We start from the raw sequence: 25020 nt of genomic DNA, 5'->3' as shown, positions 1-25020 counted from the left end.
AGCTCTGTGGATAAGCGCACCTAAGCTCGTTGTACAAGTGGGGTCGAAAGTCTGTGGGTAACTGGCCTGTGGATAACAACCCATTCCACGCACAGGTTATCCGACAGCGCAGCACAGGCAGAGCACCGTTTCTCCCCCTAGTTGTCATTCTCTGTACATCAGGTGGAATATGGGCTCAGAGCAGTTATCCACAGAGGATCGCCTCCCTAGCTTTTATAAGCTTTACAGAAAAGCTTTAAATAACTTCCTTCTTTATTTTTATATCTATGGCATTGCTCGTGAAAGCCGGGCGAGCCGAAAAGGCCCAATCGCCTGCAGAGATCTAATTAAAGGAAAAGCTGGTTGGAAATTGACCTAGAGGCTTGCTTTCTCTAGAATCGCCGGTCTCTTAAAACGGGGGCCATTCCGGCCCGTTGTGGACGAACCAGGTAACAACGCCATGAAACGTACTTTCCAACCAAGCACCATCAAACGCGCCCGTACTCACGGCTTCCGTGCTCGCATGGCCACCAAGAACGGCCGTGCTGTCCTGTCGCGTCGCCGCGCCAAAGGTCGTGCGCGTCTGGCAGTTTGATAATCCGGTACTGGTGGTGAGTCAGGACTTCAGTCGGGAAAAGCGTCTGCTAACCCCCCGGCATTTCAAGGCAGTCTTTGACTCCCCCACCGGCAAGGTTCCGGGGAAAAATCTCCTGCTCCTTGCGCGTAACAACGATCTGGATCACCCCCGCCTCGGGTTGGTGATCGGCAAGAAGAGCGTAAAGCTCTCCGTTGAGCGCAATCGCCTCAAGCGTCTGATGCGCGAATCGTTTCGCCTCCACCAGGAAACTCTGGTTGGTTGGGATATTGTTATCGTCGCGCGCAAAGGCTTGGGGGATGTAGAAAACCCCGAATTGATTCAGCATTTCGGCAAGCTCTGGAAACGTTTGGCGCGTACCAACAAGCCAGCACCAGCAGTCAGCACCGAAACTGTAGGGGTAGACAGCACCAATGCGTAAACTGGCCCTCGTTCCGATCCAGTTTTACCGTTATGCCATTAGTCCTCTGATGGCCGACCACTGTCGTTTCTACCCCAGTTGTTCCTGCTACGCGTTAGAGGCCATAGAAAATCATGGTCTTCTGCGCGGTGGCTGGCTGGCCTTTCGTCGTTTAGGCCGCTGTCATCCGTGGAATCCCGGTGGTTTTGACCCGGTTCCACCTATCCCTACCTCCCGTTCTTCTTCGATGGCCGAGTAATCATGGATATTAAACGCACGATCCTGATCGTCGCCCTGGCAATCGTGTCCTACGTCATGGTTCTTAAGTGGAACCAGGACTACGGCCAGGCTGCCCTGCCGACTCAGAATGTTGCTGCCAATCAGGCTGCGCCGGCTATTCCGGACACCCCGTTGGGTAACAATGCGTCCGCGAGTGCCGATGTTCCCAGCGCGAATGGCGAGACAAGCGCCCCTCTAGAAACGCCAGTGGTCACCAACAAAGACCTCATCCACGTGAAAACGGATGTGCTCGACCTGGCTATCGACCCACAAGGTGGTGATATCGCGCAGTTGAAACTGCCGCTGTATCCACGTCGCCAAGACCATCCAGATGTGCCGTTCCAACTGTTCGACAACGGTGGTGAACGCACTTATCTGGCACAAAGCGGCCTGACCGGCACTGACGGTCCGGATGCTCGTGCTACCGGTCGTCCGGTTTATTCGACCGAACAGAAGACTTATCAACTGGCTGACGGCCAGAACCAGTTGAACGTTGACCTGAAATTCAGTCAGGACGGCGTCAACTACATCAAACGTTTCAGCTTTACCCGCGGTTTGTACGATCTGAAAGTCACTTATCTGATCGACAACGAAAGCGCCAAGCCATGGAGCGGCAACCTGTTTGCCCAGCTCAAGCGTGACAACAGCGCCGACCCATCTTCCAGCACTGCCACCGGCACCGCGACTTACCTGGGCGCTGCCCTGTGGACAAGTAGCGAGCCGTACAAAAAAGTGTCGATGAAAGATATCGACAAGGGCGCGTTGAAAGAAACTGTACAAGGCGGCTGGGTTGCCTGGTTGCAACACTACTTTGTGACCGCATGGATCCCGAACAAGGGTGAAGCCAACCTGGTTCAAACCCGCAAAGACAGCCAAGGCAACTACATCATTGGTTTTACTGGCCCGGCGTTGACCGTCGCACCAGGTGCCAAGGCTGAAACCAGCGCCACGCTGTATGCCGGCCCGAAAAGCCAGGCTGTGCTGAAAGAGTTGTCCCCAGGTCTGGAACTGACTGTGGATTACGGGATTCTGTGGTTCATTGCCCAGCCAATTTTCTGGCTGCTGCAACATATCCACAGCATCGTCGGTAACTGGGGTTTCTCGATCATCTTGCTGACCATGCTGATCAAGGGGATCTTCTTCCCTCTGTCGGCCGCCAGCTACAAGTCGATGGCACGTATGCGTGCCGTGGCCCCGAAACTGGCCGCTCTGAAAGAGCAACATGGCGATGACCGGCAGAAAATGTCGCAAGCCATGATGGAGCTGTACAAGAAAGAGAAGATCAACCCGCTGGGTGGTTGCTTGCCGATTCTGGTGCAGATGCCGGTATTCCTGTCGCTTTACTGGGTACTCCTGGAAAGCGTGGAAATGCGCCAGGCTCCGTTCATGCTGTGGATAACTGACCTGTCGATCAAAGACCCGTTCTTTATCCTGCCGATCATCATGGGCGCGACCATGTTCATCCAGCAGCGCTTGAACCCGACTCCGCCGGATCCGATGCAGGCCAAAGTGATGAAAATGATGCCAATCATCTTCACCTTCTTCTTCCTGTGGTTCCCTGCTGGTCTGGTGCTGTACTGGGTCGTCAACAACTGCCTGTCGATCTCTCAACAGTGGTACATCACACGTAAAATCGAAGCGGCTACCAAAAAAGCTGCGGCGTAATTTACTCTGTGGATAACCACTCAAGACGCCCCCTAGTGGGGCGTTTTGCTTTCCGTCACTTTTGTTCTGGAACCTGCTGATGAGCGCTCCTCGTGAAACCATCGCTGCTGTCGCTACCGCTCAAGGTCGCGGCGGCGTCGGTATCGTTCGAATTTCCGGGCCGCTCGCCGGTTATGCGGCCCAGGCCATCAGCGGCCGCGAGTTGAAACCGCGCTACGCCCACTACGGCCCTTTTCTGGACGCCGATGCAACCGTACTGGATGAAGGCCTGGCGCTGTATTTTCCCGGCCCCAACTCGTTCACCGGCGAAGACGTGCTTGAATTGCAGGGGCACGGTGGTCCAGTCGTGCTGGATATGCTGCTGCAGCGCTGCCTGCAATTGGGTTGCCGCCTGGCGCGTCCGGGGGAGTTCAGCGAACGGGCTTTCCTCAATGACAAACTTGATTTGGCCCAGGCTGAAGCCATTGCCGATTTGATCGAGGCGAGTTCTGCACAGGCCGCGCGCAACGCATTGCGCTCATTGCAGGGCGCCTTTTCGCTGCGTGTGCATAACCTGACCGAGCAGTTGATCAGCCTGCGTATCTACGTCGAGGCAGCAATTGATTTTCCGGAAGAAGAAATCGACTTCCTCGCCGATGGGCACGTTCTGGCCATGCTCGACAAGGTCCGCGATGAGTTATCCACAGTGCTGCGCGAAGCCGGGCAGGGCGCTCTACTGCGCGATGGCATGACCGTGGTGATCGCTGGACGGCCGAATGCCGGCAAGTCGAGCCTGCTCAATGCCCTGGCAGGTCGCGAGGCGGCCATTGTTACCGAGATCGCCGGCACCACCCGCGATATCTTGCGCGAACATATCCACATTGATGGCATGCCCTTGCACGTGGTCGACACCGCAGGTTTGCGCGACACCGACGACCAGGTCGAAAAGATTGGTGTAGAGCGCGCACTCAAGGCCATCGGCGAAGCGGATCGAGTGCTGCTGGTGGTGGATGCCACCGCGCCAGAGGCTGTGGATCCTTTTGCCTTGTGGCCGGAATTTCTCGAGCAACGGCCGGACCCGGCCAAGGTCACCTTGATTCGCAACAAGGCCGACCTGACCGGCGAAGCTATTGCCATGGAAACCAGCGAGGATGGCCATGTCACCATCAGCCTGAGTGCGAAGTCGGCCGGCGATGGCCTGGAGCTGCTGCGCGACCACCTCAAAGCCTGCATGGGCTATGAGCAAACCTCGGAAAGCAGCTTCAGTGCACGTCGCAGGCATCTGGAGGCGTTGCGCCATGCCAGCGCGGCGCTGGAGCACGGTCGGGCGCAGCTGACCTTGGCGGGGGCAGGGGAGCTGCTGGCTGAGGATTTACGTCAGGCACAACAGCTGCTGGGCGAGATCACTGGCGCATTCAGTTCGGACGATCTGCTGGGACGGATTTTTTCCAGTTTCTGCATCGGCAAATAGCCCCGTTATCCACACATCCCATGGGAACCGGCTTGCCGGCAACAATGCCCTGAAGAACGCCTGAGTTCTTCAGGGCTACTGTGCGCCTTTACCAGTTATAGGAAACCGTCCCAAGCAGTGTCCGACTGTCGCCCCAGTAGCAGCGGCCTGCATCGTTGCAACCGGATACATATTCTTTGTCGAACAGATTCTTCGCGTTCAGATCCACCGACCAGTGTTTGTCGAGCTGATAACCAATCGCGGCATCCACCAACGTCACGCTTCCGGCATCCAATTTCCCGTACAGCGTCGGCGCTGTGTAGGCAAAAGTGCTATCGAAGTAGCGCACCCCGCCACCCAGGGACAAGCCCTTGAGCTGGCCATCCAGAAAGCGGTACTTGCCCCACACCGACGCCTGGTTACGTGGCACCCCGGTCATCTGACGCCCTTCGACCAGTGAAGTCGCGGAATCCTTGGTAATCCTTGCATCGGTATAGGTGTAGGCCGCGGTGACGTTCAAGTTCGGCGTAAGGTTGCTGTTGATTTCCACCTCCGCACCTTTGGCGCGGCTTTCGCCCACTTGGCGATAGCTGTTGGTGGTGGCATCGAGGTAGGTGTCATCCTGCTTGCGCAGGTCATACACCGACAGCGTCATGGCGGTGTCCCAGCCAATCGGCTCGTACTTCACACCCACTTCGTACTGGCTGCTGGTGATCGGCTTTAGCGGCGAACCCGCGTTGGAAATCTGCTGCACCGGGACGAAGGCGGTGGAATAGCTGACATACGGCGTCAGGCCGTTGTCGAACTGGTACATCACTCCACCCTGATACGTGAACTTCTTGTCGTCGGAGCCTGTGTTGCTGGCTTTGTTCACCTTGTCGCGAAAATCACTGTCCACCCAATCCTGGCGACCGCCGAGCAGGAACAACCAGTGGTCGTATTTGCTTTGGACCTGTGCATAAACGCCTTTCATCTGCTGTTCGAGCAGGGTGTTCTGTACCGCGATTGGGGTGAGCGGGTCACGCAGGTAGACCGGGTTATACACATTGATGGTGCCGGCGAAGCCCGCATCCCAGTCCTGATTGAACGAGGTGCGGTCGTAGCTGGCGCCAACCAGCAGGGTATTTTCCAGGTCACCCACCTGAAATTTGCCTTCGAGCTGGTTATCCAGGGAATACACCATCGACTTGTTGTAGCGGTCGTAGGCGGTCATGTTCAGCTGGGTGCCAAAGCCGCGATTGTTCAGCGCGCCGGGCCAGGTTTCATGACGGTTGATGCGCGACTGCATGTAGCGCGAGTTCTGTCGGAACTGCCAATCGTCATTGAAACTGTGGCTGAACTCGTAACCGGCGCTCCAGGCTTCGCGTTCGAACGTGTTCCAGTCCGGGTCGCCGAGCATGGTGTGTTTGGACAGCTTGCCGTTAGGGTTTGTCAGTAAAGTGCCGGCCGCGGGCAGGCCCAGTTCTAGATTGGTGTGGTCCTTCTGATAGTTGGTCAGCAGCGTCAGCGTGTTGTAGTCATCAAAGTTCAAGGTCAGCGATGGCGCGATGTACAGGCGATCATCGGGCACGTGGTCGGTCTGAGTGTCGGATTTTCGACCCAACATGACCACGCGGCCCAGGACGTTGTCACTGTCATTGAGTGGCCCTGAGATATCCACACCCAGCTGGCGCCGATTGTTGGAGCCGTAACCCAATTGCACTTCGCCTTGGGGCGTGGCGGTGGGGTGTTTGCTGACCAGGTTGACCAACCCGCCGGGCGCGTTTTCCCCATAGAGCAGTGAAGAAGGGCCGCGGAAAATCTCTACGCGCTCCAGGCCATAGGGTTCACTGGTGGTGTCATACCGATTGCCCTGCACACGTAGGCCATCGCGCAACAGGCCGTAGCCATAATCCGTGGCGTTGAAACCACGAATGAAAAACAGGTCGCCCGCAAGGCTATCACCGGCCGCAAACGGTGGCGCGAAGATCCCCGGCACATACCCCAGCACCTCCGTCAGCGTCTGCGACTTCTGGTCCTTGATGCGTTGGCCTGTGACCACCGATACCGAGCGCGGGGTTTCCGACAGTGCCGTGCTGGTTTTGGTACCGACGCGGCTGTTTTGCGCCTTATAGCCAACATCACCGGCAATGTCCTGATTGAAACCGGCCTGTTGATAAGTGCTAACGGTGGTGGGGGCGAGGGTCAACAGCCCATCTTGCGAGGCCTGAAGTACATAGCTTCCGGGCGCCTGCGTTACAGCTTGTAACCCCGAGTTTTGCAGCAATAGCGCAAAGCCTTGATCCACCGAATAGTCACCTTCCAGGCCCGGCGTATTCAAGCGCGCAGTCTGCTGGGGTGAGAAGGACAGGATCACGTTGGCCTTGGCGGCAAATTGGCTTAACGCTGCATCGAGGGGCCCCGCGGCAATGGTGTAATGCGTGGCACTGGCTGCCAGGGCGCCTGTGGACAAAAAGGCACCGGCGGTGGCGGCCGAGGACAGCAGTAAACCGTAGGTCATGCCGTGGTAACAGAGTCGCTGGCGGAGTTTGGTGGGAAGGCGCATAGGTAGATAAGCCCTGAAGGTAGCGTCGTGATTACCTGTAGGGCCGGGCCAGGTAAAAAAAAGATAACCCCCCTGTGGATTATTTTTTGCGCTCAAGCAACGCGCGTCACCGAAACCCAATAGCGGGTGAAATATTTCACCTGGATCGGCAGCGTAGCTTGCAGGTTAGCCAGCACTGCATCGGTAGCGTCGAGGCGGAACGTGCCAGAAACTCGCAGGTGCGCCGAGGCGGGATCGCACTGCAGAACACCTGAGCGATAGCGTGCCAGGTCGTCGATTAGATCCCCAAGTCGCGCATCCAGGACGATCACTTGGCCATCGACCCAAGCCGCTTGGGTTCGGCGATAGGCGTGGTTGGGGCCGACATTCTCCCGGTCGAAGTCAACGCTTTCGCCGGCCGCCAGCAGCCGAGTGCGATCAGGTTGGTCGGCAGGCGAGACGCTCACCCGGTCTTCCAGTACCCCAACTCGCGTCGAATCCGCCAGTTGGCGCACGGTAAACCAGGTTCCCAATGCCTGAACTCGGCCCTGGCGGGTTTCAACATAAAAGGGCGTCTGCCCACCCTGCTTTCCGGTGTGGATAAGCACTTCGCCTTCGCGCAGGCGGATCAAACGCTGGCGCCCGTCAAACACCACATCAATGGCGGTGCCGGTATTGAGGTCTATTTGAGTGCCATCGGCCAGTTCGATCCGGCGCCGTTCGCCGATGTGCGTGCGGTAGTCCGCCCACACGTTGCCCAGGGAAGGCGCGTGTTGAACATTCCAGCCCAGGTAGCCGGTGCCGCCGAGCACCAGCATCCACTTGAGTACCTGCCGTCGTTGCTGCGTGGCCGATAAGGCGCGACGGGTAAGATCCTGAGGCAGGGTGCCCAGGCTGCGTTGCAGCTGTTCCATCTGTTTCCACGCGGCCAAGTGTGCCGGGTCGTCATTGAGCCATTGTTGCCAGGCACAGTGTTCAGCAGGCGTTGGCGGCTGTGACTGAAACTGCACATACCAAGTGGCAGCGGCTTCGAAGACCTTTCGATCCGGGGCAACCATTACAGGCTAGCCATGATCAGTGAACACTCGGTAAGCGCGCGGATCATGTGTTTCTTCACAGTGGTCAGGGACACCTGCAACTGGTCGGCGATCTGTTGATAAGTCAGGCCTTCGATCTGCGACAGCATGAAAATGCGCCGGGCCCGATCGCCCAGATCAGCCAGAGCTTTATCCACAGCTACTAGCGTTTCAATGATGATGGCCTTGTCTTCTTCACTGATGGCGACAGCTTCAGGGTGATCGGCCAGCGACTGTTGATAAGCGCGTTCAATCGCATGCCGGCGATAACGATCAATAACCAAGCCCCTGGCAATGGTTGCCAGGTAATCCCTGGGTTCGAGGATCTGCGCCGCATTGCGCCCGCCCAAAATACGCACGAAAGTATCGTGTGCCACATCGGCCGCATCGCAAGCGTTATGCAATTTACCGTTGAGCCATCCCTGCAGCCACGAATGGTGATGCTCATAGATGTGCTGGACTGCAGCCGTGTGTGAAGGTGGCATAGGGCGCGTTAAGGCAGGTTAATGATAATCGCTATTATTAACTGCGCCGTCTGTTTCTCACAATAGCTCTCTTTTTTCAGCATTCCTCACTGGGTTCAAAAAACGCGGTGGCTTCGCCGTGGGTGAAACACGCGGTTTCTGTGGATTAAGCCCTGTGAATAACCGCCCCTGTGCCCAGTTGATAACAGGGCTTGAAACCTGAGTAAAAACCCCCTTGTGGATAACCACCTGTTTAATCCACAGGCTTAAAGCACTTATCCAATGGCCTCATTGCCACATGACCACAGACTTTTGAATCTCTGTACATAAAGTAAATCAAGGCCTGTAGAGATCTATCCACAGAAAGTAGGCTCAGTAGAAATAAACATAAAAACAAAGATCTTATAAATTTCTCTCTTTTAATTTCTATTGTCTGTGATTCATCCACAGCTGGTTAAATTTTGTGCAAAGGGTTCTTTAGGAAGGGCTAAGTCCCTATACTTGCCGCCAAAGCTCTAAAACTCTTTCAACAATCAATTCCTGATTACCTACATAAGCAGGCACGAGGTGCGTGGTGGATTTCCCTTCCCGTTTTGAAGTGATCGTCATCGGCGGCGGTCATGCCGGTACCGAGGCAGCACTGGCCTCAGCACGCATGGGCGTAAAAACCCTGTTGCTGACGCACAACGTGGAAACCCTCGGTGCCATGAGTTGCAACCCCGCCATTGGTGGGATCGGCAAAAGCCATCTGGTCAAGGAAATCGATGCCCTTGGCGGTGTGATGGCCATGGCTACCGACAAAGGTGGCATTCAATTTCGCGTGCTCAACAGCCGCAAAGGCCCAGCCGTTCGGGCTACCCGGGCACAAGCTGACCGCATCCTCTACAAGGCCGCGGTACGTGAAACCCTGGAAAACCAGCCGAACTTGTGGATATTTCAGCAAGCAGCGGATGACCTGATCGTCGAACAAGACCAGGTACGCGGTGTTGTCACCCAAATGGGTCTGCGTTTCTTCGCAGAATCCGTGGTGTTGACCACCGGTACTTTCCTCGGCGGACTTATCCACATTGGCATGCAGAATTATTCGGGCGGTCGCGCCGGTGATCCGCCGTCGATTGCCCTGGCAAAACGCCTGCGTGAATTGCCGTTGCGTGTCGGCCGCTTGAAAACCGGGACCCCGCCGCGTATCGACGGGCGTTCTGTGGATTTCTCGGTGATGACCGAACAAGCCGGCGATACACCAATCCCGGTGATGTCGTTCATGGGCTCCAAGGAACAGCACCCAAAACAGGTCAGTTGCTGGATTACCCACACCAACGCCCGCACCCACGAAATCATTGCCGCGAACCTCGACCGTTCGCCGATGTATTCAGGTGTGATCGAAGGCATTGGCCCGCGTTATTGCCCTTCGATTGAAGACAAGATTCACCGCTTTGCCGACAAGGAAAGCCACCAGGTCTTTATCGAGCCCGAAGGCTTGACCACTCACGAGCTGTACCCGAACGGGATTTCCACGTCGTTACCGTTCGACGTGCAAATCCAGATCGTGCAATCGATTCGCGGCATGGAAAACGCACACATCGTGCGTCCGGGCTACGCCATCGAGTACGACTACTTCGACCCGCGTGACCTGAAATACAGCCTCGAAACCAAAGTGATCGGCGGCCTGTTCTTCGCCGGGCAAATCAACGGCACCACCGGTTACGAAGAAGCCGGCGCCCAGGGTTTGCTGGCCGGAACCAACGCGGCACTGCGTGCACAAGGCAAAGACAGCTGGTGCCCGCGCCGCGACGAGGCGTACATCGGTGTGTTGGTCGACGACCTGATTACTCTCGGGACTCAGGAACCGTACCGGATGTTTACGTCCCGGGCCGAATATCGCCTGATCCTGCGCGAAGACAACGCCGACCTGCGCCTGACCGAAAAAGGTCGCGAACTGGGTTTGGTCGACGACGCACGCTGGGCCGCCTTCTGCAAAAAACGCGAAAGCATCACACTGGAAGAGCAGCGCCTGAAAAGTACCTGGGTTCGCCCCGGCACCGAGCAAGGCGACGCGATTGCCGAAAAATTCGGCACGCCGCTGACCCACGAATACAACTTGCTGAACCTGCTGTCCCGTCCGGAAATCGACTACGCTGGCCTGGTCGAAGTGACCGGTCACGGTGCCGAAGACCCACAGGTCGCCGAGCAGGTTGAAATCAAGACCAAATACGCCGGTTACATTGACCGCCAACAGGACGAGATCGCTCGCTTGCGCGCCAGTGAAGACACCAAGCTGCCTGTGGACATCGACTACACCGGGATTTCCGGGCTGTCGAAAGAAATCCAAAGCAAGCTGGGGACAACTCGGCCGGAAACACTCGGCCAAGCTTCACGTATCCCTGGCGTCACGCCGGCAGCCATTTCGCTGTTGATGATTCATTTGAAAAAACGCGGCGCGGGCCGTCAGTTGGAGCAAAGCGCTTGAGTTCGTTGGTCACCTCGCAACACGCCGAAGAGTTATCCACAGGTGCACGCCAGTTGGGCGTGGACCTGACCGATGCACAGCACGACTTGCTGTTGGGCTATCTGGCCCTGTTGATCAAATGGAACAAGGCTTACAACCTCACAGCGGTGCGCGACCCGGACGAAATGGTCTCGCGTCACCTGCTCGACAGCCTGAGCGTGATGCCGTTTATCGAAAACGGCCGGTGGTTGGACGTTGGCAGCGGCGGCGGCATGCCTGGCATTCCGCTGGCCATCCTGTTTCCAGAGTCACAAGTGACGTGCCTGGACAGCAACGGCAAGAAAACCCGCTTCCTTACCCAGGTCAAACTCGAACTCAAGCTGGATAACCTGAATGTTATCCACAGTCGCGTCGAAGCCTTCGTGCCTGAACAGCCTTTCAACGGGATTGTTTCCCGGGCGTTCAGCAGCATGGAGAACTTCAGCAACTGGACCCGCCACTTAGGCGACCGCGACACCCGTTGGCTGGCAATGAAGGGCGTTCATCCAAGCGACGAGCTGTTAGCATTGCCGGCAGACTTCCACCTCGATAGCGAACACGCCTTGGCCGTACCCGGTTGCCAAGGCCAACGCCATCTGCTGATACTGCGCCGCACGGCATGATTGGGAACACAAGCAAGAATGGCTAAGGTATTCGCGATAGCGAACCAGAAAGGTGGCGTGGGCAAAACCACCACCTGCATCAACCTCGCAGCATCCCTGGTCGCTACCAAGCGCCGGGTGCTGTTGATCGATCTCGATCCACAGGGCAACGCCACCATGGGTAGCGGTGTGGATAAACACGGCCTGGAAAACTCGGTCTACGACTTGCTGATTGGCGAGTGTGACCTGGCCCAGGCTATGCACTATTCCGAGCACGGTGGTTACCAACTGCTGCCGGCCAACCGCGATTTGACCGCGGCCGAAGTGGTGCTGCTGGAAATGCAGATGAAAGAAAGCCGTCTGCGCAGCGCCCTGGCGCCGATCCGCGAGAACTACGATTACATTTTGATCGACTGCCCACCGTCGCTGTCGATGCTGACGTTGAACGCCTTGGTGGCAGCCGATGGGGTGATTATCCCCATGCAGTGCGAGTACTTCGCACTCGAAGGCTTGAGCGACCTTGTGGATAACATCAAGCGTATTGCCGAGTTGCTTAACCCGAACCTGCAAATCGAAGGCCTGTTGCGGACCATGTACGATCCGCGCCTGAGCCTGATGAATGATGTGTCGGCGCAGCTCAAAGAGCACTTTGGCGATCAGCTTTACGACACGGTGATCCCACGTAACATCCGTTTGGCCGAAGCGCCAAGCTATGGCATGCCCGCGCTGGCGTACGACAAGTCATCCCGCGGCGCCATTGCCTACCTGGCACTGGCCGGCGAGATGGTTCGCCGTCAACGCCGCAACTCACGCACCGCTGCAGCCCAGCCAACTTAAGGAATCCCCATGGCCGTCAAGAAACGAGGTCTCGGACGTGGACTGGATGCACTGCTGAGTGGTCCGACTGTCACTTCGCTTGAAGAACAAGCGGTGCAGGCCGACGAGCGCGAGCTGCAGCACCTGCCGCTGGACCTGATCCAGCGCGGCAAATACCAGCCGCGCCGGGACATGGATCCCCAGGCGCTGGAGGAACTGGCCAATTCGATCAAAGCCCAAGGCGTGATGCAGCCGATCGTGGTGCGCCCGATTGGCGGCGGTCGCTTTGAAATCATCGCGGGTGAACGCCGCTGGCGCGCCAGCCAACAGGCGGGCAAGGACACCATCCCGGCGATGGTGCGCGATGTGCCGGACGAAACTGCGATCGCCATGGCGTTGATCGAAAACATCCAGCGTGAAGACCTCAATCCCATTGAGGAAGCGATCGCCCTGCAGCGCTTGCAACAGGAATTCAAACTGACGCAGCAGGAAGTCGCGGATGCGGTGGGCAAGTCCCGTGTGACCGTGTCCAACTTGTTGCGCCTGATTGCGCTGCCGGAAGTCATCAAGACCATGCTGTCCCACGGCGACCTGGAAATGGGTCACGCCCGTGCTTTGCTCGGTTTGCCGGAAAATCAACAGGTTGAAGGGGCGCGACACGTTGTCGCACGCGGCCTCACCGTTCGTCAGACTGAGGCGTTGGTTCGCCAGTGGCTCAGCGGTAAACCTGCACCGGTCGAAACGGCCAAACCTGATCCGGATATTGCGCGCCTCGAGCAGCGCCTGGCCGAGCGGCTGGGCTCTGCGGTGCAAATCCGGCATGGCAAGAAAGGCAAAGGGCAATTGGTCATCGGGTATAACTCACTCGATGAGCTTCAGGGCGTCCTTGCCCACATCCGCTGAAACATTTGCTTATGTAGCGCGCGATCGGAAAACACTACCCGACAGTTGAATAGGGGCTGAACCGCCCCTATACTCTGCGCGCATTTTGTCGGCACAAATTATGCCAAGTTATTGATTCTCGGCAGCCGACCATTGAGGAGCAAGAGTGATGGAAACCCGCACGCCAAACACGTTGCCGTTCCATCGCTTGGCCGTTTTCCCGGTTTTATTGGCTCAATTTGTCATTTTGCTGATCGCCGCATTGGCGCTTTGGTATTGGCATGGAGTCGTAGCCGGATATTCAGGACTCTGCGGAGGCCTGATAGCCTTGCTGCCCAATATGTATTTTGCTCACAGGGCCTTTCGGTTTTCCGGCGCCCGAGCAGCCCAGGCTATCGTCCGGTCTTTTTATGCCGGCGAAGCAGGGAAACTGATTTTGACGGCAGTGCTGTTTGCACTGACCTTTGCAGGTGTGAAGCCATTGGCGCCGCTGGCTGTATTCGGCGTCTTCGTGTTGACCCAACTGGTCAGCTGGTTCGCTCCCCTGCTAATGAAAACAAGACTTTCGAAACCTTAGGGCGTTTGAGGCAACCATGGCAGAAACAACCGCTTCGGGCTATATCCAGCACCACTTGCAGAACCTGACCTTCGGTCAGCTTCCCAACGGCGGCTGGGGCTTCGCCCACACCGCAGCAGAAGCCAAAGAAATGGGCTTCTGGGCATTCCACCTGGATACTCTGGGTTGGTCTGTCGCATTGGGTCTGATCTTCGTCCTGATTTTCCGCATGGCGGCAAAGAAGGCGACTTCCGGTCAGCCGGGTGCTTTGCAGAACTTCGTTGAAGTATTGGTCGAATTCGTCGATGGCAGCGTGAAAGACAGCTTCCATGGCCGTAGCCCAGTGATTGCACCGCTGGCACTGACCATCTTCGTCTGGGTGTTCCTGATGAACGCCGTCGACCTGATTCCGGTCGACTGGATTCCTCAGCTGGCCATCCTGATCACCGGCGATCACCACATTCCATTCCGTGCGGTTTCCACCACGGACCCTAACGCCACCCTGGGCATGGCCCTGTCGGTGTTTGCGTTGATCATTTTCTACAGCATCAAGGTCAAGGGCATCGGCGGCTTCATCGGCGAACTGACCCTGCACCCGTTCGGCAGCAAGAACATCTTTGTTCAAGCCCTGCTGATCCCGGTGAACTTCCTGCTGGAGTTCGTAACGCTGGTCGCCAAGCCGATTTCCCTGGCCCTGCGACTGTTCGGCAACATGTATGCCGGCGAGCTGGTGTTTATTCTGATCGCTGTGATGTTCGGCAGTGGTCTGCTCTGGCTTAGCGGCCTGGGCGTAGTTCTGCAGTGGGCGTGGGCTGTGTTCCACATCCTGATCATTACCCTGCAGGCCTTCATCTTCATGATGCTGACCATCGTCTACTTGTCGATGGCGCACGAAGAGAACCATTAAGACCAGTCTCGACTAGTCTGATGTCCTTCCCGGTAACACGGGAAGGTGGGCCCTACCGGGCTATGAAACGATTTGTTTTACCGCTTTAAAATCTAAAAAACCTAAACCATACGACGTAAAAGTCGGGAGGAAAGATGGAAACTGTAGTTGGTCTAACCGCTATCGCTGTTGCACTGTTGATCGGCCTGGGCGCCCTGGGTACTGCCATTGGTTTCGGCCTGCTGGGCGGCAAATTCCTGGAAGGCGCAGCGCGTCAGCCAGAAATGGTTCCAATGCTGCAAGTTAAAATGTTCATCGTCGCCGGCCTGCTCGACGCCGTGACCATGATCGGCGTTGGTATCGCTCTGTTCTTCACCTTCGCGAACCCTTTCGTTGGTCAACTCGCTGGCTAATCACTCGAATTTTTCGAGTTGATTGGGGTGATGGACAACGAATGAGCGAGGTGTTGGCGTGAACATTAATGCAACCCTGATTGGCCAATCCGTTGCGTTCTTCATTTTTGTAGTGTTTTGCATGAAGTTCGTGTGGCCTCCGGTCATCGCGGCTTTGCACGAACGTCAGAAGAAGATCGCAGACGGCTTGGACGCTGCCACCCGTGCAGCTCGCGACCTGGAGTTGGCCCAAGAGAAAGCGGGTCATCAACTGCGCGAAGCTAAAGCACAGGCAGCTGAAATCATTGAGCAAGCCAAGAAACGCGGTAACCAGATCGTCGAAGAGGCTGTTGATAAAGCCCGCGTCGAAGCTGACCGTGTGAAGGCTTCGGCTCATGCCGAGATCGAACAGGAACTGAACGGCGTCAAAGACGCGCTGCGTGCCCAACTGGGTGCTCTGGCGGTCGACGGTGCTGAGAAGATCCTCGGTGCCACAATCGATCAAAACGCGCACGCGGAGCTGGTTAACAAACTGGCTGCTGAAATTTAAGCGAGGGCGATCATGGCAGAACTGACCACGTTGGCCCGACCTTACGCTAAGGCAGCCTTCGAGCACGCCCAGGCCCACCAGCAGCTGGCCTCTTGGTCAGCCATGCTCGGCCTGGCTGCAGCAGTGTCGCAAGACGACACCATGCAGCGCGTGCTCAAGGCCCCGCGCCTGACGAGCGCAGACAAGGCCGCCACTTTTATTGAAGTGTGCGGCGACAAGTTTGATGTGAAAGTGCAGAACTTCATCCACGTCGTTGCCGAAAACGACCGTCTCTCGCTATTGCCGGAGATCGCCGCTCTGTTCGACCTGTACAAGGCCGACGCAGAGAAGTCGGTAGACGTTGAAGTGACCAGTGCTTTTGCATTGAACCAAGAACAGCAAGACAAACTCGCCAAGGTTCTCAGTGCACGACTCAATCGGGAAGTGCGCCTGCAAGCGTCGGAGGACGCATCCCTGATTGGGGGTGTTGTTATCCGTGCCGGCGACCTGGTTATCGATGGCTCGATTCGCGGCAAAATCGCGAAACTTGCCGAAGCATTGAAATCTTGAGTTTGAAGGGGCAGCAGAGCAATGCAGCAACTCAATCCTTCCGAAATAAGTGAAATTATCAAGGGCCGCATCGACAAGCTCGATGTGACCTCCCAAGCCCGTAACGAAGGCACTGTCGTCAGCGTATCTGACGGCATCGTGCGGATTCACGGTCTGGCCGACGTAATGTACGGCGAGATGATCGAGTTTCCGGGCGGCGTCTACGGTATGGCCCTCAACCTGGAGCAAGACTCCGTAGGTGCCGTTGTATTGGGCGCGTACACCAGTCTGGCTGAAGGCATGAGCGCCAAGTGCACAGGCCGCATCCTGGAAGTTCCGGTTGGTAAGGAACTGCTGGGTCGCGTAGTCGACGCACTGGGTAACCCTGTTGACGGTAAAGGTCCACTGGGCAACACCGAGACCGACGCGGTCGAGAAAGTTGCTCCAGGCGTGATCTGGCGTAAGTCGGTAGACCAGCCTGTACAGACTGGCTACAAGGCTGTCGATGCCATGATTCCGGTCGGCCGTGGCCAGCGTGAGCTGATCATCGGTGACCGTCAGATCGGTAAAACCGCTCTGGCGATCGACGCGATCATCAACCAGAAAGACAGCGGCATTTTCTGCGTCTACGTAGCCATTGGTCAGAAGCAATCGACCATCGCCAACGTGGTTCGCAAGCTGGAAGAAAACGGCGCCCTGGCCAACACGATCATCGTGGCTGCCAGTGCTTCGGAATCTCCTGCGCTGCAATTCCTGGCACCGTACTCCGGTTGCACCATGGGTGAATTCTTCCGCGACCGCGGTGAAGACGCGCTGATCGTTTATGACGATCTGTCCAAGCAAGCAGTGGCTTACCGCCAGATTTCCCTGCTGCTGCGCCGTCCACCAGGCCGTGAAGCTTACCCAGGCGACGTGTTCTATCTCCACTCCCGTCTGCTGGAGCGCGCATCCCGCGTATCCGAAGAGTACGTAGAGAAGTTCACCAACGGCGCAGTGACCGGCAAAACCGGTTCCCTGACCGCACTGCCGATCATCGAAACCCAGGCTGGCGACGTTTCCGCGTTCGTTCCGACCAACGTGATTTCCATCACTGACGGTCAGATCTTCCTGGAATCGGCCATGTTCAACTCCGGGATCCGTCCTGCTGTGAACGCCGGTGTTTCGGTATCCCGTGTGGGTGGTGCCGCTCAGACCAAGATCATCAAGAAGCTCTCCGGTGGTATCCGTACCGCTCTGGCTCAGTACCGTGAACTGGCGGCATTCGCCCAGTTCGCTTCTGACCTGGACGAAGCCACCCGTAAGCAACTTGAGCATGGTCAGCGCGTTACCGAGCTGATGAAGCAGAAGCAATACGCCCCAATGTCGATCGCTGACATGGCGTTGTCGCTGTATGCCGCTGAGCGTGGGTTCCTGACTGACGTCGAAATCACCAAGGTCGGCAGCTTTGAACAAGCGCTGATTGCTTACTTCAACCGCGATCACGCCGACTTGTTGGCCAAGATCAACGTGAAGGGTGACTTCAATGACGAAATCGACGCTGGCATGAAAGCCGGTATCGAGAAGTTCAAGGCCACCCAAACCTGGTAAGCCGCAGCGGGAGCCGCAAGGCTCCCGCTTGCTAACCTGATAGGTGTTACATGGCAGGCGCAAAAGAGATTCGCAGTAAGATTGCGAGCATCAAAAGCACGCAAAAGATTACCAGCGCCATGGAAAAAGTGGCGGTCAGCAAAATGCGCAAGGCACAAATGCGCATGGCTGCTAGCCGTCCTTATGCGGAGCGTATCCGCCAGGTAATTGGGCATTTGGCCAACGCCAACCCGGAATACCGCCACCCGTTCATGATCGACCGCGCCGTTAAGCGTGTGGGTTATGTGGTAGTGAGCAGTGACCGTGGTTTGTGCGGTGGTCTGAATACCAACCTGTTCAAGGCCCTGGTCAAGGACATGGCGGTAAACCGCGAAAACGGCGTCGAGATCGATCTGTGTGTTGTTGGTAGCAAGGGTGCGGCCTTTTTCCGTAACTTCGGCGGTAACGTCGTTGCAGCTATCAGCCACCTGGGTGAAGAGCCGTCGATCAATGATTTGATCGGCAGTGTGAAGGTGATGCTGGATGCGTACCTGGAAGGCCGGATTGACCGCCTGTCCGTGGTATCCAACAAGTTCATCAACACCATGACCCAGCAGCCAACCGTGGAGCAATTGATTCCACTGGTGGCGACTCCGGATCAGGAACTCAAGCACCACTGGGACTACCTCTACGAACCAGACGCCAAAGAGCTGCTTGACGGCTTGATGGTGCGCTACGTGGAGTCGCAGGTGTACCAGGCGGTGGTCGAGAACAACGCAGCTGAACAAGCGGCGCGGATGATCGCGATGAAAAACGCTACCGATAACGCCGGTGATCTGATCAGCGATTTGCAGCTGATCTACAACAAGGCGCGTCAGGCTGCGATCACCCAAGAGATCTCGGAAATCGTCGGCGGCGCTGCCGCGGTTTAACGGTTCAAATATTCAGAGGATCCAGCTATGAGTAGCGGACGTATCGTTCAAATCATCGGCGCCGTTATCGACGTGGAATTTCCACGCGACAGCGTACCGAGCATCTACAACGCGCTGAAAGTACAAGGCGCGGAAACTACTCTGGAAGTTCAGCAGCAGCTGGGCGACGGCGTAGTTCGTACCATTGCGATGGGTTCCACCGAAGGCTTGAAGCGCGGTCTGGACGTTGTCGACACTGGCGCAGCCATCTCCGTACCGGTCGGTAAAGCGACCCTGGGCCGGATCATGGACGTACTGGGCAACCCGATTGACGAAGCTGGTCCGATCGACACCGAAGAGCGCTGGGGCATTCACCGTCCAGCTCCTTCGTTCGCCGAGCAAGCTGGCGGCAACGATCTGCTGGAAACCGGCATCAAGGTTATCGACCTGGTTTGCCCGTTCGCCAAAGGCGGTAAAGTCGGTCTGTTCGGTGGTGCCGGTGTAGGCAAAACCGTAAACATGATGGAACTGATCCGTAACATCGCCATCGAGCACAGCGGTTATTCCGTGTTCGCCGGTGTGGGTGAGCGTACTCGTGAGGGTAACGACTTCTACCACGAGATGAAGGACTCCAACGTTCTGGACAAAGTGGCACTGGTTTACGGTCAGATGAACGAGCCGCCGGGAAACCGTCTGCGCGTAGCACTGACTGGCCTGACCATGGCCGAGAAGTTCCGTGACGAAGGTAACGACGTTCTGCTGTTCGTCGACAACATCTACCGTTACACCTTGGCCGGTACTGAAGTATCCGCACTGCTGGGCCGTATGCCTTCGGCAGTAGGTTACCAGCCGACCCTGGCTGAAGAGATGGGCGTTCTGCAAGAACGTATCACTTCGACCAAAGAAGGTTCGATCACCTCGATCCAAGCGGTATACGTACCTGCGGATGACTTGACTGACCCATCGCCTGCGACCACCTTCGCCCACTTGGACGCCACCGTCGTTCTGTCCCGTGACATCGCTTCCCTGGGTATCTACCCAGCGGTCGATCCACTCGACTCGACTTCGCGCCAGCTGGACCCGAACGTGATCGGCCAGGAGCACTACGACACCGCTCGCGGCGTTCAGTACGTGCTGCAGCGTTACAAAGAACTGAAGGACATCATTGCGATCCTGGGTATGGACGAGCTGTCGGAAGCCGACAAGCAGTTGGTAAACCGTGCTCGTAAGATCCAACGCTTCTTGTCGCAGCCGTTCTTCGTGGCTGAAGTCTTCACCGGTGCTTCGGGTAAATACGTTTCCCTGAAAGACACCATTGCTGGCTTCAAAGGCATCCTCAACGGTGACTACGACCACCTGCCAGAACAAGCGTTCTACATGGTCGGCGGCATCGAAGAAGCGATCGAGAAAGCCAAGAAACTGTAATCCCGGCGCCCGGCAACGGGCGCTCATCAGGTTGAGGCAATCAGATGGCTATGACAGTCCATTGCGATATCGTCAGCGCGGAAGGGGAAATCTTCTCCGGTCTGGTAGAAATGGTGATTGCACACGGCGAACTCGGTGACCTGGGTATTGCCATGGGCCACGCGCCGTTGATCACCAGCTTGAAGCCAGGTCCGATCACTCTGACCAAGCAAGGCGGGGAAAAAGAGGTGTTCTACATCTCTGGTGGTTTCCTCGAGGTTCAGCCGAACATGGTCAAGGTACTTGCCGACACCGTGCAACGTGCTGGCGACCTGGATGAAGCCTCCGCTCAGGAAGCCGTCAAGGCTGCCGAGAAGGCCCTGAACGAAAAGGGCGCGGACTTCGACTACAGCGCTGCTGCTGTACGTCTGGCCGAAGCTGCAGCTCAGCTGCGCACGCTCCAGCAGATCCGCAAGAAGTAAGCGGCCCAGCCGTCATGCTTCATGTGCGATTGATTAAAAAGGGTAGCCTCGGCTACCCTTTTTCTTTTTTAGCAAAACACTTCTCTGGTCTGAAGCCGGACCGCCCAGGATTGGTAGCCATTCATGTCTCTTGAAATCGTCATCCTCGCCGCAGGCCAGGGCACTCGCATGCGTTCGGCCCTGCCCAAGGTGCTGCACCCGGTCGCGGGTAATTCCATGCTCGGTCATGTTATCCACAGTGCCCGGCAACTGGACCCCCAGCGGATTCACGTAGTGATCGGCCACGGCGCCGACGTGGTGCGTGAACGCCTGGCGGCGGATGACCTGAATTTCGTGCTGCAGGACAAACAACTGGGCACCGGCCACGCCACCGCGCAGGCCGTGCCGTTCATCAGCGCCGACACGGTGCTGATCCTCTACGGCGACGTGCCGTTGATCGAAGTGGAAACCCTGCAACGTCTGCTCAAGCACGTAGTGCCTGGCCAGATGGGCCTGCTCACCGTAGAGCTGGATGACCCGACCGGCTATGGCCGCATCGTGCGCAATGCCGATGGCAAGGTGGCGGCCATCGTTGAGCACAAGGACGCCAGCGAAGCCCAGCGCGCTATCACTGAAGGCAACACCGGGATTCTCGCGGTGCCGGCCAACAAACTGGCCGACTGGATGAGCCGCCTGTCCAACAACAACGCCCAGGGCGAGTACTACCTCACCGACGTGATCGAAATGGCCGTGAGTGATGGCCTGCTGGTCGCCACCGAGCAGCCCCACGACCCCATGGAAGTGCAGGGCGCCAACGACCGCAAGCAGCTTGCCGAGCTGGAACGTCATTACCAGCTGCGTGAAGGCCGCCGTCTGATGGCCCAAGGCGTGACCTTGCGCGACCCCGCCCGCTTCGATGTGCGCGGTGAAGTCACCGTCGGCCGCGACGTGCTGATCGATATCAACGTGATCCTTGAAGGCCGCGTGATCATTGAAGACGACGTGGTGATCGGCCCGAACTGCGTGATCAAGGACAGCACCCTGCGCAAAGGCGTGGTGATCAAAGCCAACAGCCATATTGACGGTGCGGTGATGGGCGAGGGCAGCGATGCTGGCCCATTCGCGCGTTTGCGTCCGGGCAGCGTGCTGGGGGCCAGGGCGCATGTGGGTAACTTTGTCGAACTGAAAAACGCGCGCATGGGCGACGACGCGAAGGCCGGCCACCTGGCTTATTTGGGCGATGCGGTGATTGGTGCTCGCAGCAACATCGGTGCGGGGGCGATCACTTGCAACTACGACGGCGCGAACAAGTATCAGACGACGATTGGTGAGGATGTATTCATCGGCTCCAATAACTCGCTGATTGCTCCCGTCACTATCGGCGATGGCTCCAATACCGCAGCGGGTTCCACCATTAATCAGGATGTGGATAAGTCTCAACTGGCTGTGGCCCGCGCCCGCCAGCGCAACATCGACGGTTGGAAACGCCCGGTCAAAATCAAAAAGACCTGAGTTATCCACAACCAATGTGGGAGGGGGGCTTGCCCCCGATGGCGGTAGATCAGTCAGCTTATGAATCGACTGACACTCTGCTATCGGGGCAAGCCCCCTCCCACATGTGCTGTGTGGTGGGCTTAAAAATTTTGTTCGCCCCGCTTGACGATCTTTCGCCAATAGGTTTTGATTGCCCTCGTTATCTTTCGAAACGAAACTTATCATCACCATGTCGAAACGAAATACACCCCAACGACGCCACAACATCCTGACCTTGCTCAATGAACAGGGCGAAGTCAGCGTGGACGAATTGGCCAAGCGTTTCGAAACGTCGGAAGTCACCATCCGCAAGGACCTGGCCGCGCTGGAAAGCAATGGCCTGTTGCTGCGCCGCTACGGTGGCGCCATCACCATGCCTCAGGAACTGGTGGGGGACGCGGCCCAGCCCATCTCGGCTTACAAGCGCGCCATCGCGCGTGCGGCCGTGATGCGCTTGCGTGAACACGCGCGCATCATCATCGACAGCGGCAGCACCACCGCCGCCATGATCCCTGAGCTGGGCCATCAGCCCGGCCTGGTGGTGATGACCAACTCCCTGCACGTGGCCAGCGCCTTGAGCGAGCTTGAACACGAACCGGTGTTGCTCATGACCGGCGGCACCTGGGACCCGCATTCGGACTCGTTCCAGGGCCAGGTGGCCGAGCAAGTGCTGCGCTCCTACGATTTTGATCAACTGTTCATCGGCGCCGACGGCATCGATCTGCAGCGCGGTACCACCACCTTCAATGAACTGCTGGGCCTGAGCCGCGTGATGGCCGAGGTCGCCCGTGAAGTGGTGGTGATGGTCGAGTCCGACAAGATTGGCCGCAAGATTCCCAACCTGGAACTGCCCTGGAGCAGCGTCCATACCCTTATTACCGATGATCGCCTGCCGCTTGAGGCCCGCGACCAGATCCAAGCCCGCGGCATTACGCTGATATGCGCGGCAATCATCTAGGAGAAAAACCATGTGTGGAATTGTAGGCGCAGTCGCTGAACGCAACGTCACCGCCATCCTGCTTGAAGGCCTCAAGCGCCTGGAATACCGCGGTTACGACAGCGCCGGTGTGGCGGTCTTCACCAACGCCGGCAAGCTTGAGCGTATGCGTCGCCCGGGCAAGGTCAGCGAACTGGAGCAAGCCCTGCTAGGTGAGCCGCTGGTCGGCCGTCTGGGCATTGCCCACACCCGCTGGGCCACCCACGGTGCGCCGTGCGAACGCAATGCCCACCCGCATTTCTCCGGTGACCTGGCGGTGGTGCACAACGGCATTATCGAGAACCACGAAGTGCTGCGCGAGCAGCTCAAAGGCCTGGGCTATGTGTTCACCTCGGACACCGACACCGAAGTCATCGCTCACCTGCTGAACCACAAGCTCAAGGACCTCGGCGACCTGACCGTCGCCCTTAAGGCCACCGTTAAAGAGCTGCACGGCGCCTACGGCCTGGCCGTGGTCAGCGCCAGCCAGCCAGACCGCGTGGTTGCCGCGCGCAGTGGCAGCCCGTTGGTGATCGGCCTGGGCCTGGGCGAAAATTTCCTCGCCTCCGACCAACTGGCGCTGCGCCAAGTGACTGACCGTTTCATGTACCTGGAAGAAGGCGATATCGCCGATATCCGCCGCGAAAGCGTGGCGATCTGGGACGTTGACGGCAACTCCGTCGAGCGCGAAGCCGTGCAATACCGTGACGGTGCCGAAGCCGCTGACAAAGGCGAATTCCGCCACTTCATGCTCAAGGAAATCCACGAGCAACCGTCCGTGGTGCAACGCACCCTGGAAGGCCGCCTGAGCCAGAACCAAGTGCTGGTCAACGCCTTCGGCCCACAAGCCGCCGAGCTGTTCGCCAAAGTACGCAACGTGCAAATCGTCGCCTGCGGCACCAGCTACCACGCCGGTATGGTTGCGCGTTACTGGCTCGAAGAACTGGCCGGCATCCCGTGCCAGGTCGAAGTCGCCAGCGAGTTCCGCTACCGCAAGGTGGTGGTGCAACCCGACACCTTGTTCGTGACCATCTCCCAGTCCGGCGAAACCGCCGACACCCTGGCGGCACTGCGCAACGCTAAAGAGCTGGGCTTCCTCGCCAGCCTGGCGATCTGCAACGTCAGCATCAGCTCCCTGGTGCGCGAGTCCGACCTGACCCTGCTGACCCAGGCCGGTCGCGAAATCGGCGTGGCTTCCACCAAAGCCTTCACCACCCAGCTGGTTGGCTTGTTGCTGCTGACGCTGTCCCTGGGCCAGGTTCGCGGCACCCTTGCCGAAGGCGTCGAAGCCACGCTGGTCGAAGAACTGCGCCGCCTGCCAGCCCGCCTGGGCGAAGCCCTGGCCATGGACAGCACCGTGGAAAAAGTCGCCGAACTGTTCGCCGACAAAAACCACACCCTGTTCCTCGGCCGTGGCGCGCAATATCCGGTGGCGATGGAGGGCTCGCTCAAGCTCAAGGAAATCTCCTACATCCACGCCGAAGCCTACCCAGCCGGCGAGCTGAAGCACGGCCCACTGGCCCTGGTGGATGACGACATGCCAGTGGTCACCGTCGCGCCGAACAACGAACTGCTGGAAAAGCTCAAATCCAACCTGCAGGAAGTGCGTGCCCGTGGCGGCCAACTGATCGTGTTCGCCGACGAAAAAGCTGGCATGACCAACGCCGAAGGCACCCACGTCATCAACATGCCGCACATCCACGACACCCTGTCGCCGATCCTCTACACCATCCCGCTGCAGTTGCTGTCCTACTACGTTGCCGTGCTCAAGGGCACCGACGTGGACCAGCCGCGTAACCTGGCGAAGTCGGTGACGGTGGAGTAACACGGCACACGCTGGAGGCCCGCACTGGTTTCTAACAATAAAGATTGACACAAAACAATAAAGATTGACACGACACAACATAGATTGACACAAGGCCGAAACCCCCGTATCTAGGGGGTTTCCATTTTGGGGCTGAGCCATCGGTCTAGATTCTCCGCTTCGTTCCGCTCCGGGAGTAGGCTAAAGATCGCTGTACCATCGGTAGATGGTGGACGATTTTTTCCTATCACTATTTT

At 57.6% G+C, this 25020-nt stretch carries 24 protein-coding genes; 21 read left to right on the top strand and 3 right to left on the bottom strand.

The features are described 5' to 3' along the window. Positions 1-439 precede the first annotated feature (439 nt). From rpmH to mnmE, 5 genes are all read left to right on the top strand, one after another. Positions 440-574, top strand: coding sequence for a 50S ribosomal protein L34 (rpmH, locus tag AACW30_RS30845; RefSeq protein ID WP_003213577.1), 135 nt, complete (start codon positions 440-442; stop codon positions 572-574). A gap of 16 nt (positions 575-590) precedes the next feature. Further along, on the top strand, positions 591-995 hold the full coding sequence (rnpA, locus tag AACW30_RS30840) for a ribonuclease P protein component (RefSeq protein ID WP_197629997.1): 405 nt from the start codon (positions 591-593) through the stop codon (positions 993-995). Continuing rightward, complete coding sequence (gene yidD / locus AACW30_RS30835; protein ID WP_073636650.1) at positions 988-1233, top strand: membrane protein insertion efficiency factor YidD; 246 nt, start codon at positions 988-990, stop codon at positions 1231-1233. Before rnpA ends, yidD begins: the two co-directional genes overlap by 8 nt. A 2-nt stretch (positions 1234-1235) precedes the next feature. Further along, a complete protein-coding gene (gene yidC, locus AACW30_RS30830; RefSeq protein ID WP_106575972.1) occupies positions 1236-2918 on the top strand; it encodes a membrane protein insertase YidC in 1683 nt (560 codons plus the stop codon). Positions 2919-2997: 79 nt separating this feature from the next. Further along, positions 2998-4368 (top strand): tRNA uridine-5-carboxymethylaminomethyl(34) synthesis GTPase MnmE, encoded by a 1371-nt coding sequence (mnmE, locus tag AACW30_RS30825; protein ID WP_106575971.1) that lies wholly within the window; start codon positions 2998-3000, stop codon positions 4366-4368. 88 nt (positions 4369-4456) lie between these two features. On the opposite strand, the gene AACW30_RS30820 is transcribed toward mnmE, so the two are convergent. The 3 genes from AACW30_RS30820 to AACW30_RS30810 all read right to left on the bottom strand — a co-directional run bounded on the left by AACW30_RS30820 (position 4457) and on the right by AACW30_RS30810 (position 8432). Beyond that, positions 4457-6892 carry a TonB-dependent siderophore receptor gene (locus tag AACW30_RS30820; protein WP_200624158.1) on the bottom strand — a complete coding sequence of 812 codons (2436 nt, stop codon included), beginning with the start codon at positions 6890-6892 and terminating at the stop codon, positions 4457-4459. A gap of 92 nt (positions 6893-6984) precedes the next feature. Then, positions 6985-7929: a FecR domain-containing protein gene (locus AACW30_RS30815; RefSeq protein WP_200624157.1), complete on the bottom strand. Its 945-nt coding sequence runs from the start codon at positions 7927-7929 to the stop codon at positions 6985-6987. Next, positions 7929-8432: a sigma-70 family RNA polymerase sigma factor gene (locus AACW30_RS30810; protein ID WP_124418818.1), complete on the bottom strand. Its 504-nt coding sequence runs from the start codon at positions 8430-8432 to the stop codon at positions 7929-7931. Before AACW30_RS30810 ends, AACW30_RS30815 begins: the two co-directional genes overlap by 1 nt. Before the next feature lie 553 nt (positions 8433-8985). On the opposite strand from AACW30_RS30810, the gene mnmG reads away from it, so the two are divergent. From mnmG to glmS, 16 genes are all read left to right on the top strand, one after another. After that, positions 8986-10878, top strand: coding sequence for a tRNA uridine-5-carboxymethylaminomethyl(34) synthesis enzyme MnmG (gene mnmG, locus AACW30_RS30805; RefSeq protein WP_200624156.1), 1893 nt, complete (start codon positions 8986-8988; stop codon positions 10876-10878). Continuing rightward, complete coding sequence (rsmG, locus tag AACW30_RS30800; protein ID WP_145158405.1) at positions 10875-11519, top strand: 16S rRNA (guanine(527)-N(7))-methyltransferase RsmG; 645 nt, start codon at positions 10875-10877, stop codon at positions 11517-11519. The genes mnmG and rsmG overlap by 4 nt, the downstream gene beginning before the upstream one ends. An 18-nt stretch (positions 11520-11537) precedes the next feature. Next, positions 11538-12335, top strand: coding sequence for a ParA family protein (locus AACW30_RS30795; protein WP_017477894.1), 798 nt, complete (start codon positions 11538-11540; stop codon positions 12333-12335). A gap of 9 nt (positions 12336-12344) precedes the next feature. Next, positions 12345-13217, top strand: coding sequence for a ParB/RepB/Spo0J family partition protein (locus AACW30_RS30790; protein WP_094949087.1), 873 nt, complete (start codon positions 12345-12347; stop codon positions 13215-13217). A 148-nt stretch (positions 13218-13365) separates the two neighbouring features. Continuing rightward, a complete protein-coding gene (locus tag AACW30_RS30785) occupies positions 13366-13773 on the top strand; it encodes a F0F1 ATP synthase subunit I (RefSeq protein WP_010565865.1) in 408 nt (135 codons plus the stop codon). 16 nt (positions 13774-13789) lie between these two features. After that, positions 13790-14659, top strand: a complete 870-nt coding sequence (gene atpB / locus AACW30_RS30780) for a F0F1 ATP synthase subunit A (protein WP_017848936.1) — start codon at positions 13790-13792, stop codon at positions 14657-14659. Between the two features lie 134 nt (positions 14660-14793). Next, positions 14794-15051, top strand: coding sequence for a F0F1 ATP synthase subunit C (gene atpE / locus AACW30_RS30775; protein ID WP_002555987.1), 258 nt, complete (start codon positions 14794-14796; stop codon positions 15049-15051). 58 nt (positions 15052-15109) lie between these two features. Then, entirely contained in the window at positions 15110-15580 is a 471-nt protein-coding gene (locus AACW30_RS30770; protein WP_200624155.1) for a F0F1 ATP synthase subunit B, read from the top strand. 12 nt (positions 15581-15592) lie between these two features. After that, positions 15593-16129 (top strand): F0F1 ATP synthase subunit delta, encoded by a 537-nt coding sequence (locus tag AACW30_RS30765; protein WP_119741244.1) that lies wholly within the window; start codon positions 15593-15595, stop codon positions 16127-16129. A 21-nt stretch (positions 16130-16150) separates the two neighbouring features. Next, positions 16151-17695, top strand: a complete 1545-nt coding sequence (atpA, locus tag AACW30_RS30760; RefSeq protein WP_017135120.1) for a F0F1 ATP synthase subunit alpha — start codon at positions 16151-16153, stop codon at positions 17693-17695. 50 nt (positions 17696-17745) lie between these two features. Further along, positions 17746-18606 carry a F0F1 ATP synthase subunit gamma gene (gene atpG / locus AACW30_RS30755; protein ID WP_003233565.1) on the top strand — a complete coding sequence of 287 codons (861 nt, stop codon included), beginning with the start codon at positions 17746-17748 and terminating at the stop codon, positions 18604-18606. Positions 18607-18633: 27 nt separating this feature from the next. Next, a complete protein-coding gene (gene atpD / locus AACW30_RS30750) occupies positions 18634-20010 on the top strand; it encodes a F0F1 ATP synthase subunit beta (protein ID WP_017135118.1) in 1377 nt (458 codons plus the stop codon). Positions 20011-20054: 44 nt separating this feature from the next. Beyond that, positions 20055-20471 carry a F0F1 ATP synthase subunit epsilon gene (locus tag AACW30_RS30745; protein WP_003177061.1) on the top strand — a complete coding sequence of 139 codons (417 nt, stop codon included), beginning with the start codon at positions 20055-20057 and terminating at the stop codon, positions 20469-20471. A gap of 123 nt (positions 20472-20594) precedes the next feature. Continuing rightward, the gene (gene glmU, locus AACW30_RS30740; RefSeq protein WP_124418817.1) at positions 20595-21962 is read left to right on the top strand and encodes a bifunctional UDP-N-acetylglucosamine diphosphorylase/glucosamine-1-phosphate N-acetyltransferase GlmU; all 1368 of its coding nucleotides are present in this window, start codon (positions 20595-20597) and stop codon (positions 21960-21962) included. Positions 21963-22173: 211 nt separating this feature from the next. Then, positions 22174-22941 (top strand): DeoR/GlpR family DNA-binding transcription regulator, encoded by a 768-nt coding sequence (locus AACW30_RS30735; protein WP_106575964.1) that lies wholly within the window; start codon positions 22174-22176, stop codon positions 22939-22941. A gap of 10 nt (positions 22942-22951) precedes the next feature. Beyond that, entirely contained in the window at positions 22952-24784 is a 1833-nt protein-coding gene (gene glmS / locus AACW30_RS30730; RefSeq protein WP_200624154.1) for a glutamine--fructose-6-phosphate transaminase (isomerizing), read from the top strand. Positions 24785-25020: the final 236 nt, after the last annotated feature.

Source organism: Pseudomonas sp. MF6747 (genome assembly GCF_963890955.1).
Taxonomy (GTDB): domain Bacteria; phylum Pseudomonadota; class Gammaproteobacteria; order Pseudomonadales; family Pseudomonadaceae; genus Aquipseudomonas.
The sequence above is the reverse complement of the archived record's forward strand: the minus strand, read 5'-3'. Positions and strand labels throughout refer to the sequence as shown.

Coding starts and splice junctions, on each gene's coding strand:
- AACW30_RS30815 (WP_200624157.1), bottom strand. CDS start 7,929: ATGGTTGCCCCGGATCGAAAGGTCTTCGAAGCCGCTGCCACTTGGTAT.
- atpA (WP_017135120.1), top strand. CDS start 16,151: ATGCAGCAACTCAATCCTTCCGAAATAAGTGAAATTATCAAGGGCCGC.
- glmU (WP_124418817.1), top strand. CDS start 20,595: ATGTCTCTTGAAATCGTCATCCTCGCCGCAGGCCAGGGCACTCGCATG.
- atpB (WP_017848936.1), top strand. CDS start 13,790: ATGGCAGAAACAACCGCTTCGGGCTATATCCAGCACCACTTGCAGAAC.
- atpD (WP_017135118.1), top strand. CDS start 18,634: ATGAGTAGCGGACGTATCGTTCAAATCATCGGCGCCGTTATCGACGTG.
- AACW30_RS30795 (WP_017477894.1), top strand. CDS start 11,538: ATGGCTAAGGTATTCGCGATAGCGAACCAGAAAGGTGGCGTGGGCAAA.
- AACW30_RS30765 (WP_119741244.1), top strand. CDS start 15,593: ATGGCAGAACTGACCACGTTGGCCCGACCTTACGCTAAGGCAGCCTTC.
- atpG (WP_003233565.1), top strand. CDS start 17,746: ATGGCAGGCGCAAAAGAGATTCGCAGTAAGATTGCGAGCATCAAAAGC.
- mnmE (WP_106575971.1), top strand. CDS start 2,998: ATGAGCGCTCCTCGTGAAACCATCGCTGCTGTCGCTACCGCTCAAGGT.
- AACW30_RS30745 (WP_003177061.1), top strand. CDS start 20,055: ATGGCTATGACAGTCCATTGCGATATCGTCAGCGCGGAAGGGGAAATC.
- AACW30_RS30735 (WP_106575964.1), top strand. CDS start 22,174: ATGTCGAAACGAAATACACCCCAACGACGCCACAACATCCTGACCTTG.
- atpE (WP_002555987.1), top strand. CDS start 14,794: ATGGAAACTGTAGTTGGTCTAACCGCTATCGCTGTTGCACTGTTGATC.
- yidD (WP_073636650.1), top strand. CDS start 988: ATGCGTAAACTGGCCCTCGTTCCGATCCAGTTTTACCGTTATGCCATT.
- AACW30_RS30790 (WP_094949087.1), top strand. CDS start 12,345: ATGGCCGTCAAGAAACGAGGTCTCGGACGTGGACTGGATGCACTGCTG.
- rpmH (WP_003213577.1), top strand. CDS start 440: ATGAAACGTACTTTCCAACCAAGCACCATCAAACGCGCCCGTACTCAC.
- yidC (WP_106575972.1), top strand. CDS start 1,236: ATGGATATTAAACGCACGATCCTGATCGTCGCCCTGGCAATCGTGTCC.
- AACW30_RS30810 (WP_124418818.1), bottom strand. CDS start 8,432: ATGCCACCTTCACACACGGCTGCAGTCCAGCACATCTATGAGCATCAC.
- AACW30_RS30820 (WP_200624158.1), bottom strand. CDS start 6,892: ATGCGCCTTCCCACCAAACTCCGCCAGCGACTCTGTTACCACGGCATG.
- AACW30_RS30785 (WP_010565865.1), top strand. CDS start 13,366: ATGGAAACCCGCACGCCAAACACGTTGCCGTTCCATCGCTTGGCCGTT.
- glmS (WP_200624154.1), top strand. CDS start 22,952: ATGTGTGGAATTGTAGGCGCAGTCGCTGAACGCAACGTCACCGCCATC.